Genomic DNA, 15,155 nt, shown 5'->3' on the forward strand with positions numbered 1-15,155 from the left:
AACACCTAATAAATGGAAAAAGGCTCAGTAATGAGCCTTTTTTATTATATGACGATGCAAGCCTTTAACTTTGATAACCTGACCCCCGACTTCATGTGGTACGCACTGGAGAGTATTGGGGTACGAGCTGAGTCCGGGCTCCTTGCTCTGAACAGCTACGAAAACCGGGTCTATCAATTCACCGATGAAGACCGTAAACGCTACGTCGTTAAGTTTTATCGCCCTCAGCGCTGGAACAAAGCACAGATCCAAGAAGAGCATGACTTTGCATTAGAGCTCATCGACCAAGAAATTCCCATCGCGCCTCCAATGCGTATCAATGGTGCTACCTTGCATGAGTATCAAGGCTACCTGTTCACGCTATTTGAGAGCGTCGGTGGCAGACAGTATGAAGTGGATAATCTGGATCAATTAGAAGGCGTTGGCCGTTTCCTTGGCAGAATTCATAAGGCGAGTGCAGCGAAAACCTTTCAGCATCGTCCGACGATCAGCCTAAATGAATATCTGCATCAACCACGTAAGATATTAGAAAACTCTCAGTTTATCCCGATGCATCTAGAGAACGCCTTCTTTAACGACATCGACTTGCTGATCAAAGAGTTAGAGAGTCAATGGCCGAACAACGTTGAGAACATCCGCCTGCATGGTGATTGCCACCCAGGTAATATCTTATGGCGCGATGGACCAATGTTCGTCGATCTCGATGATGCACGTAACGGCCCAGCCGTCCAAGACCTATGGATGCTGCTGAATGGTGAACGCCAAGATAAGCTGATGCAACTGGATATTCTGCTAGAGAATTACCAAGAGTTTTGCGATTTTAATAGCTCACAACTGAAACTAATTGAGCCCCTGCGCGGTCTACGTATGGTGCATTACATGGCATGGTTAGCTAAGCGATGGGACGACCCAGCGTTTCCGTTGGCCTTCCCATGGTTCAATGACCCTAAATATTGGGAGCAACAAGTACTTGCTTGTAAAGAACAAATTGCTACCCTGCAAGAGCCACCACTTTCGTTAATGCCTCAGTGGTAACCGCAATCGCAACATATAACTAGATAAAAATTCAAACATAATGGAGATTGAATAAATGAAAAAGCTATTCGCATTTTTCTCATTGATCATGTTGAGCCTGTCAGCTCACGCTGCGAAATTTAACGAAGGTGAGCACTATAAAGTTCTTGATCTAAAAGCATCAAAGAAACCTATGGTAACTGAATTCTTCTCGTTCTACTGCCCACACTGTAATAGCTTTGAACCTATCATCCAGCAGCTAAAACAGCAGTTACCGAAAGACGCTACGCTGCAGAAAAACCATGTTTCATTCATGGGTGGCAAGATGGGCCTGCCAATGAGCAAAGCTTACGCGACTATGATTGCACTAAAAGTCGAAGACAAAATGGTACCAGTGATGTTTAACCGCATTCACAATATGCGCAAGCCACCACGCGATGAAGCAGAACTGCGTCAAATCTTTATAGATGAAGGGATTGATGCGAAGAAGTTTGATGCGGCTTACAACGGCTTTGCAGTAGATTCCATGGTTCGTCGCTTTGATAAAGCATTCAAAGATAGCGGCCTTTCTGGTGTTCCTGCCGTTATAGTAAATAATCGTTACCTAGTAGAAGCACAAGGCATCAACGGCCTAGATGAATACTTCGAATTGGTTAACTTCTTACTGAAAAAGTAAAAAATCAAAATCCAAATTAAGGAAGCTTTGGCTTCCTTTTTTGCACCAGGCACTTTTTAGTTATCTCTCACAAAAATATTGTTTGGGGACACGGTTCAGTCAAAACTTATAAGACACACGATAAAGTGAACTTTTAGGCGTTATTGTTTTCTACAGCTTTTTATCAATATCGATTTATTGCTACCAATCACTGGGGCAAGGAGCCTCTGAATGAAAATCAAATATACATTATTAGCGCTTAGTGTTGCCGCTGCGCCCGCATTTGCCAAGCTTGCTGATGAGCAAGGCTTCAGTGGTGAAATCTCTATCAACACAGGTGTCACATCTTCGACCTCAAACTTTAATACCGACGCTGACAGTAAGATCTCCTCAACCAATCAAAAAGCTTCGTCTGATAGCTCATTTTTAGTTTCACCTCTCGGCCACATTGCTTATACCTTTGGTGAAACGCTAAACCATCAGGTTTATACTGGTACTGCACGTGATGACGTGGCAACGGGTACTGTAGTGCTTGAGTTAGGTTATAAATACCAGCTTAATTCTGGCATGGTGATTGACGCATCCATTCTGCCGACGATAATGTCTGGTGAAACTTGGGCTGATCCATACAACACGAGCTCATCTCGTAGTAAAACCGATGAAACCGGTAATGCGTTCCGTCTAAAACTAGAAAGTATTGCTGGCTCTGCGTTCTCACTAGATATGGCTTACGCAATTAAAGATGTGAAAAACGATCTAGTTGAAGACGTACTAAAGCGCGATGCCGATACCTTCTACATAAAAGGTCAGTATCGCCAACCTATCAGCAGCACCATGATGTTAGTGCCGTCTTTAATTTATCAATCCAGTGATGCAGAAGGCGATGCGGCATCGTTCGAACAGTTCGGTGGTGAGGTTAGCTTGTTTGGTGGTATGGGTCGTCACCAATACGCATTAACAGCGGGTTACAATCAGCGCTCTTACGATGCAAGCAGCATGACTTTCCAAAAGAAGCGCAGTGATGACAACATCAACCTATTCGCCGCATATGAATATGATCAATTCATGGATTGGGAAAACTGGTCGTTCGTTTCTCTTGCAGGTTACGGCACGAGCGACTCGAATATTACCTTCTATGATGAGTCTCAATACATTGTTTCTGTTGGCTTGAACTACAAGTTCTAACCCCAGCCGATACGGATGCACTATCAAACCAAAGCCTGTATCTATGCAGGCTTTTTTTCTGCTTTCCACTACACAGCTTGTGCCGCAAGTTGCTTCAATAATCTATCCATCGCGCGATAACCGAGAGCTTCCGATAAGTGTTTCTTTTCTATCTGCTCGTTACCATCCAGATCAGCAATAGTTCGTGCGACCTTGATGATTCGGTGATAGGCGCGAATCGATAATCCTAAACGATGCAGTGCTGTTTCGAGAAACTCCGCATCTTCGCGTCTCAATGGGCAGTACTTTTCAATTTCTCGACTACCGAGCAGTGCATTCGATTTATGGTTCCTAGACAGCATGGTTTGACGAGCCTGCTTAACTCTTTGCTTTACTACTTGGGTGGTCTCGCCGCGATCACCACCTTCGGCGAGCATTCCTTTAGGTAAAAGTGGAATTTCGAGAGACATATCAAATCGGTCAAGCAACGGCCCTGATAGTCGGTTGAGGTAGCGCAATATGATCTGTGGGTTAGCGCGTGCTTGATTGCCCTCGTAGTAACCGGTTGGACTTGGATTTAATGCACCAATTAACTGGAAACGTGCTGGAAAGCGAGTTTTACCCGCCACCCGCGAGATAATGATTTCACCCGACTCCAGTGGCTCACGCAATGAATCGAGCACCTTGCGCTCAAACTCGGGCATCTCATCAAGAAACAAAAGGCCATTGTGCGCCAAAGATATCTCTCCGGGTCGAGGTACAGAGCCACCACCAACCAGCGCAGCCATTGAGCTCGAATGATGTGGTGCGCGAAACGGACGTTGCTTCCAGTTGTACTGATTAATCTCTTGCTGAGTTAACGAAGCCACCGATGCAGTTTCCATCGCCTCGTCATCACTCATGTCAGGTAATAAATCACGTAGACGAGACGCCAACATAGTCTTGCCCGTTCCGGGAGGTCCGAGAAAAAGTAAGTTATGGTTACCCGCCGCTGCGATCTCTAATGCTCGCTTACCCTGCTGTTGGCCAATGATGTCCTGCAAGTCGCGAAGCTCAGACACATCGACTTGATGTTGCTCAGTACGATACAAACCCAGTTGAGCCTGACCACACATATCTGCGCAAACTTCCAATAGGCTTTGAGCCGACTTATGGGCCCCCTTACCCACTAGGGCCGCCTGATCACCATTGTGATGCGGCACAACTAAGCAGCGCTCGACACTATCAGCAGCCAGTGTCGCTGGCAGCACCCCTTTCACTGAGCGCAGTTCTCCAGGCAATGCCAATTCACCAATAAACTCATGTTGCGCGATCTTGGAGTTAGGTAGTTGCTCAGAGGCAACTAAGATTCCAAGCGCAATCGGTAAATCAAAACGCCCGCCCTCTTTTGGCAAATCCGCTGGAGCAAGGTTGACCGTGATTCTTTTCGATGGAAACTCAAAGCGAGAATTGATGATGGCACTTCTGACTCTGTCCTTAGACTCTTTGACTGTCGTTTCTGGCAAACCCACCAGCGTGAATCCCGGCATTCCATTGCTGATATGCACCTCAACCGTCACTTCTGGCGCTTCTACCCCCACACTAGCCCGGCTATGAATTATCGCGAGTCCCATAACTTTCCTTTGTCTTTGATTTAAAAGTATTCGCTCTGGATATTCGTTGCGCACCAAAGCAATAAGATTGTTATATAGCTTGGTGGAATGGTGTTTTAATGTGAAAAAAGAATGACATTTTCCTTGTCATGCGACAGATTTGTGTGATAACACTAGAGATGTAGACATTTACTGAACAGAATAAACAAGAAAACTCGAATTATATGAACTTCAACACTCGCATTTACGCACTGATTAACCTGATTATCGTAGTCATTATTGAGACTGCGCGGGGGCGAGTGGGGAAAAAGTAACCACGAATTAGAAAAAACCCCCGCACTGACAAGTCCGGGGGTTTTTTCTTATTTATAGATTCGATTTTTATATTTTTGAACATTTTCGGCTTTGCCGATTTACAGGAAGAATGGGAGCACAAGATGTGCAGAGACAAAGGAAAAAGTTACCAAAATAAAGGTAATACGGGAGAATTCCGATGAAAGGCGCAGAATTAGTCGTATCCGCACTAAAGCAGCAAGGAATAGAGACCGTATTTGGCTACCCAGGTGGTGCCATCATGCCAATCTACGATGCACTTTATGACGGCGGAGTTGAACATATCTTATGTCGCCATGAGCAAGGCGCAGCAATGGCTGCGATCGGTATGGCTCGTGCAACACAAGATGTGGCAGTGTGTATGGCAACCTCAGGCCCTGGTGCTACTAACCTAGTCACAGGCCTAGCCGATGCCTTTATGGATTCTATCCCACTGGTTGCAATCACAGGTCAAGTTGCAAGCTCCCACATAGGTACCGATGCATTCCAAGAGATGGATGTGATTGGTATGTCTCTATCATGTACTAAACACAGCTATCTAGTCACCAACATTGAAGAGCTAGCTCCAACACTAGCCGAAGCGTTTGTGGTAGCAAAATCTGGCCGACCAGGCCCCGTTATCGTTGATATCGCAAAAGATGTTCAACTGGCTGAAGCTCCTGTTAACTCTCTTCCGGAATTTACTCCTCCTGCAATTCCAGTTGCGACAACCGATGCGATTGAGCAGGCACAATACCTCTTATCTCAAGCAACCCGCCCTGTTTTATACGTAGGTGGTGGTGTGCAACTAGCAAAAGCTACCGACGCAGTTCGTGAGTTCTTACGTCTAAACCCAATGCCAGCAGTAAGTACATTAAAAGGTTTAGGTACCATTGAGCGTGATGACCCACACTACTTAGGCATGTTAGGTATGCACGGCACCAAAGCCGCTAACCTAGTAGTTCAAGAGAGTGATTTATTGATTGTTGTTGGTGCTCGTTTTGATGACCGAGTAACTGGCAAGCTCGATACCTTTGCACCTCATGCTAAGGTTATTCATATCGATATCGATGCAGCTGAGTTCAGCAAACTGCGTCTGGCTAATGCGCCAATTCGTGGTGACATCAACAAGATCATGCCTCAACTAGAGCTTACTCAGGATATCTCTTCTTGGGTTCACCACTCAGAAGGCCTACGTAGCTCATTCAAGTGGCGCTATGATCACCCTGGCGATCTGATCTTTGCTCCACTGCTGTTGAAACAGCTGTCAGACATGATGCCAGCAAGCTCTATCGTTTCAACCGATGTGGGCCAACACCAAATGTGGGCTGCGCAACACATTCAACCTCGCGATCCACAGAACTTCATCACCTCTGCCGGTTTAGGCACCATGGGCTTTGGTTTACCTGCCGCTATGGGTGCTTCGGTTGGCCGTCCTAATGACCAATCTATCCTTATCTCTGGCGATGGCTCATTCATGATGAATGTGCAAGAGCTTGGTACGCTAAAGCGCCGTCAAATCCCAGTGAAGATGGTACTGCTAAACAACTCTCGCTTGGGTATGGTTCGTCAATGGCAATCGCTGTTCTTTGATGGTCGCCATAGTGAAACCATCTTAGATGACAACCCAGACTTCGTTATGCTTGCAAAAGCGTTCGATATTCCAGGCAAGACCATCACTCGCAAAGAAGAAGTAGAACCCGCTCTAAAAGAGATGCTTGAGAGCAAGACGGCTTACTTACTTCATGTTCTTATCGATGAAGAAGAGAACGTATGGCCACTAGTACCGCCAGGTGCTTCAAACAGTGATATGTTGGAGAACACATAACATGAAAAGATACCTATTAGACATCAAAGCCGATGATAAGCCAGTACTACTAGAGCGTGTTCTTCGTGTTATTCGTCACCGTGGTTTCATCGTTAAGCAAGTAGCCGGCACTCAGAACCATGAAAGCAAGATCGCCAGCGTTGAGATCATTGTCGACAGTGAGCGCCCAATCTCCTTTTTGGTCAATCAAATCGAAAAACTGTGGGATGTGCGTACCGTTGACGTTATCTCTATCAGTCGTAATGAATTGCCAAACAACAACTTACAACAAAAGATAAGTGCATAAGGAACCGCAAACATGACAGCAAAAACGGCAGACTATATTTGGTTTAACGGTGAAATGGTTCCTTGGGCAGAGGCGAACGTTCACGTCTTAACCCATGCAATGCACTATGGTACTTCAGTGTTTGAAGGCGTTCGTTGCTACGACACGCCAAAAGGTCCGGTGATCTTCCGTCACCCAGAACACGCAAAGCGCCTAAAAGACTCAGCAAAAATCTACCGATTCCCGATTCCTTACACTGAAGAAGAGATCATGGAAGCGACTCGTGAAACGCTTCGCCAAAACAAGCTAGAGTCTGCGTACATCCGCCCTCTAGGCTTTGTTGGTAACGTGGGTTTGGGTGTATGTCCTCCAGAAAATACTGAGATGGACCTTATCATCGCCGCTTTCCCTTGGGGCTCTTACCTAGGCGAAGAAGCGCTAGAAAATGGCGTAGATGCGATGATCTCAAGCTGGAACCGTGCGGCTCCAAACACCATCCCAACAGCTGCAAAAGCGGGTGGTAATTATCTATCTTCACTACTGGTTGGTGGTGAAGCACGTCGTCATGGCTACGACGAAGGTATCGCTCTCTGTGTCGATGGTTACCTTTCTGAAGGTGCGGGTGAGAACATCTTTGTTGTCCGCAATGGCGTGCTATCTACACCACCAGCGACCAGTGCAATTCTGCCGGGCATCACGCGTGATTCAATCATGACGCTAGCAAAAGACATGGGGTATGAGATCCGTGAAGAGAACATTGCTCGCGAAGCGCTATACCTTGCCGACGAAGTCTTCATGACAGGCACAGCAGCGGAAATTGTTCCAGTTCGCAGTGTAGACAAAATTACAGTAGGTGAAGGCAAACGCGGTCCTATCACTGAAAAAGTTCAAGCGGCTTACTTTGGTCTTTTCAATGGTACCACTGAAGATAAGTGGGGCTGGCTAGACTATGTTTACCCAGAAAACCAAACTTCAGAAAATCAGTAAGCAACAGCCAAATATTTTATAAGGATTTAAGCAATGCCAATCTATCGTTCAGCAACGACTACCCACGGACGCAACATGGCTGGTGCGCGCGCTTTATGGCGTGCAACTGGCGTTAAAGATGATGACTTCGGTAAGCCAATCATCGCAGTTGTAAACTCTTTCACTCAATTCGTACCAGGCCACGTTCACCTTAAAGATATGGGCCAATTGGTTGCGGGTGAAATCGAGAAAGCGGGCGGTATCGCTAAAGAATTCAACACTATCGCAGTTGATGATGGTATCGCAATGGGTCACGGCGGCATGCTGTACTCACTGCCATCACGTGAGCTTATCGCAGACTCAGTCGAGTACATGGTTAACGCTCACTGTGCGGATGCGATGGTATGTATCTCTAACTGTGACAAAATCACTCCGGGAATGATGATGGCGGCTATGCGCCTAAACATCCCAGTGATCTTTGTATCAGGCGGGCCAATGGAAGCAGGTAAAACCAAGCTTTCCGATCAAATCATCAAGCTAGACCTTGTTGATGCGATGATCCAAGGTGCCGATCCAACAATTTCAGATGAGCAAAGTGAGCAAGTAGAGCGCTCTGCATGTCCAACATGTGGTTCATGTTCAGGTATGTTCACGGCTAACTCAATGAACTGTCTAACCGAAGCGCTTGGCCTGTCTCAGCCAGGTAACGGTTCTATGCTAGCAACCCACGCTGACCGTGAAGAGCTATTCATCAATGCCGGTAAACGTATCGTTGACCTGACTAAGCGTTACTACGAGCAAGATGACGCATCAGCACTTCCTCGCAATATCGCGAACCGCGCAGCCTTTGAAAATGCGATGGCTCTAGATATCGCGATGGGTGGTTCGAGTAACACTGTTCTTCACCTATTGGCAGCGGCTCAAGAGGGTGAAGTCGACTTTGATATGGGCGATATCGACGAGATGTCTCGCCGTGTTCCACACCTATGTAAAGTGGCTCCTTCAACACCGAAATACCACATGGAAGACGTTCACCGCGCTGGTGGTGTAATGGCTATCCTAGGTGAACTAGACCGTGCTGGCCTATTGAACAACCAAACTCGCACTGTACTTGGCCTAAGCATGCAAGAGCAGCTAGCTCAATACGACATTATGCAGACAGAAGACGAAGCGGTACTTAAGTTCTTCCGCGCTGGCCCTGCTGGCATTCGTACTACCAAAGCCTTCTCGCAAGATTGTCGTTGGGATCGCCTTGATGACGACCGTAAAGAAGGTTGTATTCGTACTAAAGAGAACGCATTCAGCCAAGAAGGTGGCCTAGCGGTACTTTCAGGCAACATTGCCGTTGACGGTTGTATCGTTAAGACAGCCGGTGTTGATGAAGAGAACCTGAAATTCCAAGGTCCTGCTATCGTATTTGAAAGCCAAGACACAGCCGTAGAAGGCATCTTAGGCGGCAAAGTAAAAGCGGGTGAAGTGGTTGTTATCCGTTACGAAGGCCCTAAAGGTGGTCCGGGCATGCAAGAGATGCTTTACCCAACGACTTACCTAAAATCGATGGGCTTAGGTAAGTCTTGTGCACTACTAACCGATGGTCGTTTCTCTGGTGGTACATCGGGTCTATCTATCGGTCACGCTTCTCCAGAAGCAGCAAGTGGCGGTACTATCGGCCTGGTTCAAGATGGCGACATCATCACTATCGACATCCCTAGCCGTTCGATCACACTGGATGTGCCTGAAGCTGAGCTAGAAGCACGTCGTGTTAAGCAGGATGCACTAGGCTGGAAACCAGCAGACCGTCAACGTGAAGTATCATTCGCACTAAAAGCTTACGCAAGCATGGCAACCAGTGCCGATAAAGGCGCGGTACGTGATAAGTCGAAGCTTGAGGGCTAATCTATGAGTGATGACACGGTCAGTCCCCAAAAACAAACTGGCGCAGATTATCTGCGTCAGATCCTGAGAGCGCCAGTTTACGAAGCAGCAATAGTGACACCTCTGCAAGAGATGCCTCGTTTAAGTGCTCGTATTGGTAATCAGGTTCAGCTAAAGCGCGAAGACCGTCAGCCGGTCCACTCGTTCAAGCTACGTGGTGCCTACAACATGGTATCAAGCCTTTCAGAGCAGCAGAAAGCCGCAGGTGTGATTGCCGCATCTGCAGGTAACCATGCTCAAGGTATGGCACTGTCCGGTTCTAAGCTTGGTATTCAAACCACGATTGTGATGCCAAAAACCACACCAGACATCAAAGTTGATGCTGTTCGTGGCTTTGGCGGTAACGTGGTTCTGCACGGCAGTAATTTTGATGAAGCGAAAGCTGAAGCAGAGCGCCTTTCTGCTGAACATGGCTATACCTTTGTACCTCCTTTCGATCACCCATTGGTGATCGCAGGACAAGGCACTATGGGTATGGAAATGCTTCAACAAAATGGCCACATGGATTACATCTTTGTGCCTGTCGGTGGCGGTGGTTTGGCTGCTGGTGTTGCTGTGCTGGTTAAGCAGCTGATGCCAGAGATTAAAGTCATCGCAGTTGAACCCGAAGACTCATCTTGCTTGAAAGCAGCGCTAGATGCCGGCGAACCAGTGATACTGGATCAAGTCAGCATGTTTGCCGATGGCGTTGCGGTTAAGCGCATTGGTGAAGAGACATTCCGTCTGTGTCAGCAGTACATCGATGGTCACATTGCTGTGTCTAGCGATGAGATCTGCTCTGCGGTGAAAGACATCTTTGAAGATACTCGCGCAATTGCCGAACCTTCTGGAGCGCTTGCTCTAGCAGGATTGAAGAAGTTTGCTGAGCAGAACCAACTGCAAGGCAAGCAGCTGGCAACGGTACTGTCTGGTGCCAATACCAACTTCCATGGTTTGCGCTATGTGTCTGAACGTTGTGAATTGGGTGAGAAGCGTGAAGGTCTGCTTGCGGTTACTATTCCTGAACGACAAGGTGCCTTCCTAGAATTCTGTAATATCATTGGCGGCCGCGCTGTGACTGAGTTTAACTACCGTCATAACGATGACAGCCTAGCGAACATCTTCGTCGGTGTACGTCTCAATGGCGGGCAAGAAGAACTCGACCACATCATCAACGACCTACGTGAAGGTGGCTATCCAGTCGTCGACCTGTCTGATGATGAGATGGCAAAACTGCACATTCGCTACATGATTGGTGGCAAGCCATCAAAACCATTGAAAGAACGCCTGTACAGCTTTGAGTTTCCAGAATACCCAGGTGCATTGATTAAGTTCCTTGATACCTTAGGTACTCACTGGAATATCAGCCTGTTCAACTACCGTAACCACGGTGCTGATTACGGCCGCGTATTATGTGGCTTTGAACTGGATGATGAAGATTTGGCTCAGTTCTCTACTCACCTGAGAGAGCTTGGTTACCAGTGTAAAGATGAGACCAATAACCCTTCTTACAAGTTCTTCTTGTCATAAGAGCGAGTTACCGAAACAAAAGAGCGAGTTTTCACTCGCTCTTTTTGATCTTGCCGAGAAAGATCTTTCAACTAGATCGCTTTGCGATGATCCAACCAATCTCGGTGAAGTTGTTCACTGGATCCTAAATAGTTGACCATCCACTCGATCAACTTGTGGTTATCGTCTTTTCGCCACACCAAGCAGCACTGACTCAACGGGCTTGGTTCTGGCAATATTTTCTCCAACAGCAAACCTTGCTCGATAATCGGCGCGGCAATATGCCTTGGCATGTAACCTACTCCAACGCCGTTCTTCAGGCATTCAATAGCGCTATACCAGTTAGGCAACAACAAACGCCTTTGATTGGCGTAGTGTCCTGTATGGCGCTTAGGCAACACGCTTGAGGTGTCATCCAAACAGATAGCTGGATATTGGCTCACGAACTCTTCATTGAGGTTCTGTTCGCGCACACACGGGTGACTTGGCGACATTACAAACGCCCAATCTAATTGCCCCATGTCTTTGACTTCAAAATCACCCCCCACTGGCACCGCAGAGGTCGCACCAATCACTATATCCGCTCGACCTTGTGCTATTGCCTCCCAAGAGCCGTTAAACACTTCCATGTTGATCTGTAGCTCAGCAAACTCAAAAGTTTGATAAAACTCTTCAATCATCGGCTTCATCTTGTCGAGCTTCACAACATTGTCGAGCGTAAGGCGCAGGGTTTTCTTCCAACCACGAGCTGCTCGACGAGTCTGGGCACTGACCTCTTCCATCTGCCTCAGTAGTACACGCGCCTCTTCAATGAACAGTTCACCTGCCGGAGTAAGCTCAACCTTTCTTGGTAAACGCCTGAAAAGTAAAACATCCAGTTCTTGCTCGACTTGTCTGACACCATAGCTGATCGCCGAGGGCACTTTGTGCAATTGCTCAGCCGCCGCGGTAAAGCTACCCAAGCGCGCCACCGTATCGAGCATTTCTAAAGAAGATTTAGAGAACATAAGCCTTCAAATTTTTTGATTGATAACCACATATTTTAGCGTTTTATTTTATCAGATCCGAAAAATAGAATGTCAGCATAAATAAACAGGGACTTTCACCTCTGTATATCAAACAATTTTTTTGATGATAAAAACATCACTATTTTTAGCGTAATGGCATCTTATGAATATTTCTAAATTTCAATTGGTCTACCTTGCAGTACTTTCAATGCTAGGCTTTATCGCGACCGATATGTACCTTCCTGCATTTAAGGCGATGGAGATCGATTTCGCAACCGGCCCTGAGCAGATCGCACTATCTCTTACTGTGTTCCTTGGCGGTATGGCAATGGGTCAACTGCTTTGGGGATTAGCGAGTGATAAATATGGTCACCGCAATACGCTGGCGGTTGGTCTTTTTATTTTCACGGCCGCTTCGTTCGGTTTGGCATTCAGTACTGAGGTATGGCACCTACTGACGCTGCGCTTCATTCAAGCGATTGGCGTATGTGCACCAGCGGTAATCTGGCAAGCGATGGTTATCAAGCGCTACTCTGAGAGCAGCAGCCAACAAATTTTTGCAACCATCATGCCTTTGGTGGCACTGTCTCCAGCTCTGGCACCTCAACTTGGTGTACTACTGGCAGATAACTTTGGCTGGCACAGCATCTTCGTGACCTTAACACTAATGGGTGCGCTGCTAGTGGCAACTACTATGGCTCAACCAAAAGAAGCGCCAGAAGTAAAACAAACATCAGTTAAGACTGATATCAAGATGTTGCTTAAATCGAAGCCTTACGTGGGTAACGTATTGATGTTTGCATCAGCTTCTGCGGCATTCTTTGCTTACCTAACGGGTATGCCTGAGATCATGGCTCAGCTAGGCTATGAAGCAAAAGACATCGGTCTGAGCTTCATCCCACAAACGATCGCATTCATGGCGGGTGGTTACTTCGGTAAGCAAGCCGTGAAGAAATATGGTGATGGTGTGGTACTAAGAAATCTGATTGGTTTGTTCAGCGTTGCTGCAATGCTTATCTTTATCGCATCACAGTGGGAGCTGACATCAATCTGGCCTCTACTTGCACCCTTCTGTCTGATTGCCGTAGCAAATGGCGCACTTTACCCAATCGTGGTAAACCGTGCTCTATCAAGTGCGAAACAAAGCCCAGCAACAGCAGCTGGTCTACAGAATAGCTTGCAAATCAGCATCAGCGGTCTATCAAGCGCATTGGTAGCAGCAATGGCAAGCCAAGCACTAAGTGCAACAGGTATTGCAGTTGTAATTTGTTTAGGCGCTCTGTGGATTGGCTACATTGTGTCGAACAAAGAGCTTTCAGAACACTTTGCAGCACCAGATAACTCCCGTGTTGTAGCAGAAGAGAAGCAAGACTAGTTTCTAGCTTTATAGAAAAGCCAGTAGCGGTCAACGCTACTGGCTTTGATAGGAGTCTCAGATAGGAGTTGAAGCTTATTTCTTCGTTGGGCGCTGCCAATCCGCAATCTTGCGCTCTTTAGCACGACTGATTACCAATTCATTTTCAGAAACATCACGCGTTACCGTTGAACCCGCGCCTACTGTCGCGCCATTGCCGATAGTAACAGGGGCGATTAATTGGCTATCAGAACCAACGAATACGTCATCGCCGATGATAGTCTTAAACTTGTTCGCACCATCGTAGTTACAAGTAATAGTACCAGCACCAACGTTAACACGCTGGCCAATCTCAGCATCACCTAAGTAAGTAAGGTGGTTCGCTTTAGAACCTTCACCAAGACGAGTGTTCTTCACTTCAACAAAGTTACCAACGTGCGAATCATTACGCATGTCAGCACCTGGACGTAGACGAGTAAATGGACCAACGGTACAGTCTTCACCAACAGTTGCACCTTCAATTACGCTGTATGGGCGAATAACCGTGTTGTCATCAATTTCACAGTCTTTTAAAACACATCCAGTGCCGATAACCACGTTATCACCAATACTTACGCTGCCTTCAATAATAACGTTGGTATCGATCTCAACGTCCATACCACACTGCAGTTCGCCACGTAGATCAAAACGGCTAGGGTCGCGTAACATAACGCCCTGCTTCAATAGTTTGTCAGCTTGCTCTGCTTGGTAAGCACGTTCTAGACGAGCCAGTTGAGAGCGATCGTTCACGCCTTCAACTTCAATTGGGCTAACTGGATGTACCGCTTCTACCGCACGACCTTCATCGTGAGCCGCAGCAATAACGTCAGTCAGGTAGTATTCACCTTGCGCGTTGTCATTGCTTAAACCAGACAACCAGCGCTTGAGATCACCACCCGTCGCAACCATAACGCCAGTGTTGATCTCTTTGATAAGCTTCTGCTCATCCGTTGCATCTTTTTGTTCAACGATAGCCACTACTGGGCCATTGCGACGAATGATACGGCCGTAACCCATTGGGTTATCCAGCACAACCGTAAGTAGTGCAATACCACCGTTTGGCTGAGCATCTAATAGGTTTTCAATAGTTTCAGGCGAGATAAGAGGAACATCACCGTAAAGCACCAGTACTTTCTCATCATCAGCAAAGTGCGCTGATGCCTGATCAACCGCGTGACCTGTACCTAACTGCTCTGCTTGCAGTGCCCAATTTACCGATTCCTCAGCCAAAGTAGCCTTCATCTGATCACCACCATGGCCGTAAACCAAGTGTATATTTTGAGCGCCTAGACCATTACAGGTATCGATCACATGCTTCACCATTGGTTTGCCTGCAAGAGTATGCAGAACCTTTGGTGTGTTTGAGTACATGCGAGTACCTTTGCCCGCTGCAAGAATTACCGCGCTAAACTTCATTGTAAACCTATCCGACGTAATTTTTATTAAGCTGATATTGTAACCGTTTTGAGGCAAAAACTTAAATCGTAATAACCATTTAATCGGTAGCGATACGTAAAGTGAGCACTCATGAAAATG

General features: G+C 46.8%; 12 protein-coding genes. 9 read left to right on the forward strand and 3 right to left on the reverse strand.

The window, feature by feature from the left end:
* The first annotated feature begins 48 nt into the window (after positions 1 to 48).
* The 3 genes from BTO10_RS19975 (at position 49) to BTO10_RS19985 (ending at position 2,854) form a co-directional block, all read left to right on the forward strand.
* On the forward strand, positions 49 to 1,035 hold the full coding sequence (locus tag BTO10_RS19975) for a serine/threonine protein kinase (RefSeq protein ID WP_105025638.1): 987 nt from the start codon (positions 49 to 51) through the stop codon (positions 1,033 to 1,035).
* Between the two features lie 55 nt (positions 1,036 to 1,090).
* Positions 1,091 to 1,690, forward strand: a complete 600-nt coding sequence (locus tag BTO10_RS19980) for a thiol:disulfide interchange protein DsbA/DsbL (RefSeq protein WP_004739316.1) — start codon at positions 1,091 to 1,093, stop codon at positions 1,688 to 1,690.
* A 210-nt stretch (positions 1,691 to 1,900) separates the two neighbouring features.
* Positions 1,901 to 2,854 carry a DUF2860 domain-containing protein gene (locus tag BTO10_RS19985; RefSeq protein ID WP_105025639.1) on the forward strand — a complete coding sequence of 318 codons (954 nt, stop codon included), beginning with the start codon at positions 1,901 to 1,903 and terminating at the stop codon, positions 2,852 to 2,854.
* 68 nt (positions 2,855 to 2,922) lie between these two features.
* Here BTO10_RS19985 and BTO10_RS19990 read toward each other — a convergent pair whose 3' ends face one another.
* Entirely contained in the window at positions 2,923 to 4,446 is a 1,524-nt protein-coding gene (locus BTO10_RS19990) for a YifB family Mg chelatase-like AAA ATPase (protein WP_105025640.1), read from the reverse strand.
* 472 nt (positions 4,447 to 4,918) lie between these two features.
* On the opposite strand from BTO10_RS19990, the gene ilvG reads away from it, so the two are divergent.
* Genes ilvG through ilvA form a run of 5 tightly spaced genes read left to right on the forward strand, consistent with a single transcriptional unit; the run spans position 4,919 to position 11,240 of the window.
* Complete coding sequence (gene ilvG / locus BTO10_RS19995; protein WP_105025641.1) at positions 4,919 to 6,565, forward strand: acetolactate synthase 2 catalytic subunit; 1,647 nt, start codon at positions 4,919 to 4,921, stop codon at positions 6,563 to 6,565.
* Position 6,566: 1 nt separating this feature from the next.
* Positions 6,567 to 6,851, forward strand: a complete 285-nt coding sequence (gene ilvM / locus BTO10_RS20000; RefSeq protein WP_004739310.1) for an acetolactate synthase 2 small subunit — start codon at positions 6,567 to 6,569, stop codon at positions 6,849 to 6,851.
* Positions 6,852 to 6,863: 12 nt separating this feature from the next.
* Positions 6,864 to 7,817, forward strand: coding sequence for a branched-chain amino acid transaminase (locus BTO10_RS20005; protein ID WP_105025642.1), 954 nt, complete (start codon positions 6,864 to 6,866; stop codon positions 7,815 to 7,817).
* A 33-nt stretch (positions 7,818 to 7,850) separates the two neighbouring features.
* Positions 7,851 to 9,692, forward strand: coding sequence for a dihydroxy-acid dehydratase (ilvD, locus tag BTO10_RS20010; protein WP_105025643.1), 1,842 nt, complete (start codon positions 7,851 to 7,853; stop codon positions 9,690 to 9,692).
* Between the two features lie 3 nt (positions 9,693 to 9,695).
* Positions 9,696 to 11,240: a threonine ammonia-lyase, biosynthetic gene (gene ilvA / locus BTO10_RS20015; RefSeq protein WP_105025644.1), complete on the forward strand. Its 1,545-nt coding sequence runs from the start codon at positions 9,696 to 9,698 to the stop codon at positions 11,238 to 11,240.
* 71 nt (positions 11,241 to 11,311) lie between these two features.
* On the opposite strand, the gene punR is transcribed toward ilvA, so the two are convergent.
* Complete coding sequence (punR, locus tag BTO10_RS20020) at positions 11,312 to 12,226, reverse strand: DNA-binding transcriptional activator PunR (RefSeq protein WP_105025645.1); 915 nt, start codon at positions 12,224 to 12,226, stop codon at positions 11,312 to 11,314.
* Between the two features lie 163 nt (positions 12,227 to 12,389).
* Here punR and punC point away from each other — a divergent pair, with 163 nt between their 5' ends.
* Positions 12,390 to 13,601 (forward strand): purine nucleoside transporter PunC, encoded by a 1,212-nt coding sequence (gene punC, locus BTO10_RS20025; protein WP_105025646.1) that lies wholly within the window; start codon positions 12,390 to 12,392, stop codon positions 13,599 to 13,601.
* A 75-nt stretch (positions 13,602 to 13,676) separates the two neighbouring features.
* On the opposite strand, the gene glmU is transcribed toward punC, so the two are convergent.
* On the reverse strand, positions 13,677 to 15,035 hold the full coding sequence (gene glmU, locus BTO10_RS20030; protein WP_105025647.1) for a bifunctional UDP-N-acetylglucosamine diphosphorylase/glucosamine-1-phosphate N-acetyltransferase GlmU: 1,359 nt from the start codon (positions 15,033 to 15,035) through the stop codon (positions 13,677 to 13,679).
* Positions 15,036 to 15,155: the final 120 nt, after the last annotated feature.

This window comes from Vibrio chagasii, assembly GCF_002954585.1.
Classification (GTDB): Bacteria; Pseudomonadota; Gammaproteobacteria; order Enterobacterales; family Vibrionaceae; genus Vibrio; species Vibrio chagasii_A.

Bases quoted from the DNA above. Each gene is read 5' to 3' on its own strand.
- BTO10_RS19985 (WP_105025639.1), top strand. From the start codon at position 1,901: ATGAAAATCAAATATACATTATTAGCGCTTAGTGTTGCCGCTGCGCCC.
- BTO10_RS19975 (WP_105025638.1), top strand. From the start codon at position 49: ATGACGATGCAAGCCTTTAACTTTGATAACCTGACCCCCGACTTCATG.
- glmU (WP_105025647.1), bottom strand. From the start codon at position 15,035: ATGAAGTTTAGCGCGGTAATTCTTGCAGCGGGCAAAGGTACTCGCATG.
- BTO10_RS19990 (WP_105025640.1), bottom strand. From the start codon at position 4,446: ATGGGACTCGCGATAATTCATAGCCGGGCTAGTGTGGGGGTAGAAGCG.
- ilvG (WP_105025641.1), top strand. From the start codon at position 4,919: ATGAAAGGCGCAGAATTAGTCGTATCCGCACTAAAGCAGCAAGGAATA.
- BTO10_RS20005 (WP_105025642.1), top strand. From the start codon at position 6,864: ATGACAGCAAAAACGGCAGACTATATTTGGTTTAACGGTGAAATGGTT.
- ilvA (WP_105025644.1), top strand. From the start codon at position 9,696: ATGAGTGATGACACGGTCAGTCCCCAAAAACAAACTGGCGCAGATTAT.
- punC (WP_105025646.1), top strand. From the start codon at position 12,390: ATGAATATTTCTAAATTTCAATTGGTCTACCTTGCAGTACTTTCAATG.
- punR (WP_105025645.1), bottom strand. From the start codon at position 12,226: ATGTTCTCTAAATCTTCTTTAGAAATGCTCGATACGGTGGCGCGCTTG.
- ilvM (WP_004739310.1), top strand. From the start codon at position 6,567: ATGAAAAGATACCTATTAGACATCAAAGCCGATGATAAGCCAGTACTA.
- BTO10_RS19980 (WP_004739316.1), top strand. From the start codon at position 1,091: ATGAAAAAGCTATTCGCATTTTTCTCATTGATCATGTTGAGCCTGTCA.
- ilvD (WP_105025643.1), top strand. From the start codon at position 7,851: ATGCCAATCTATCGTTCAGCAACGACTACCCACGGACGCAACATGGCT.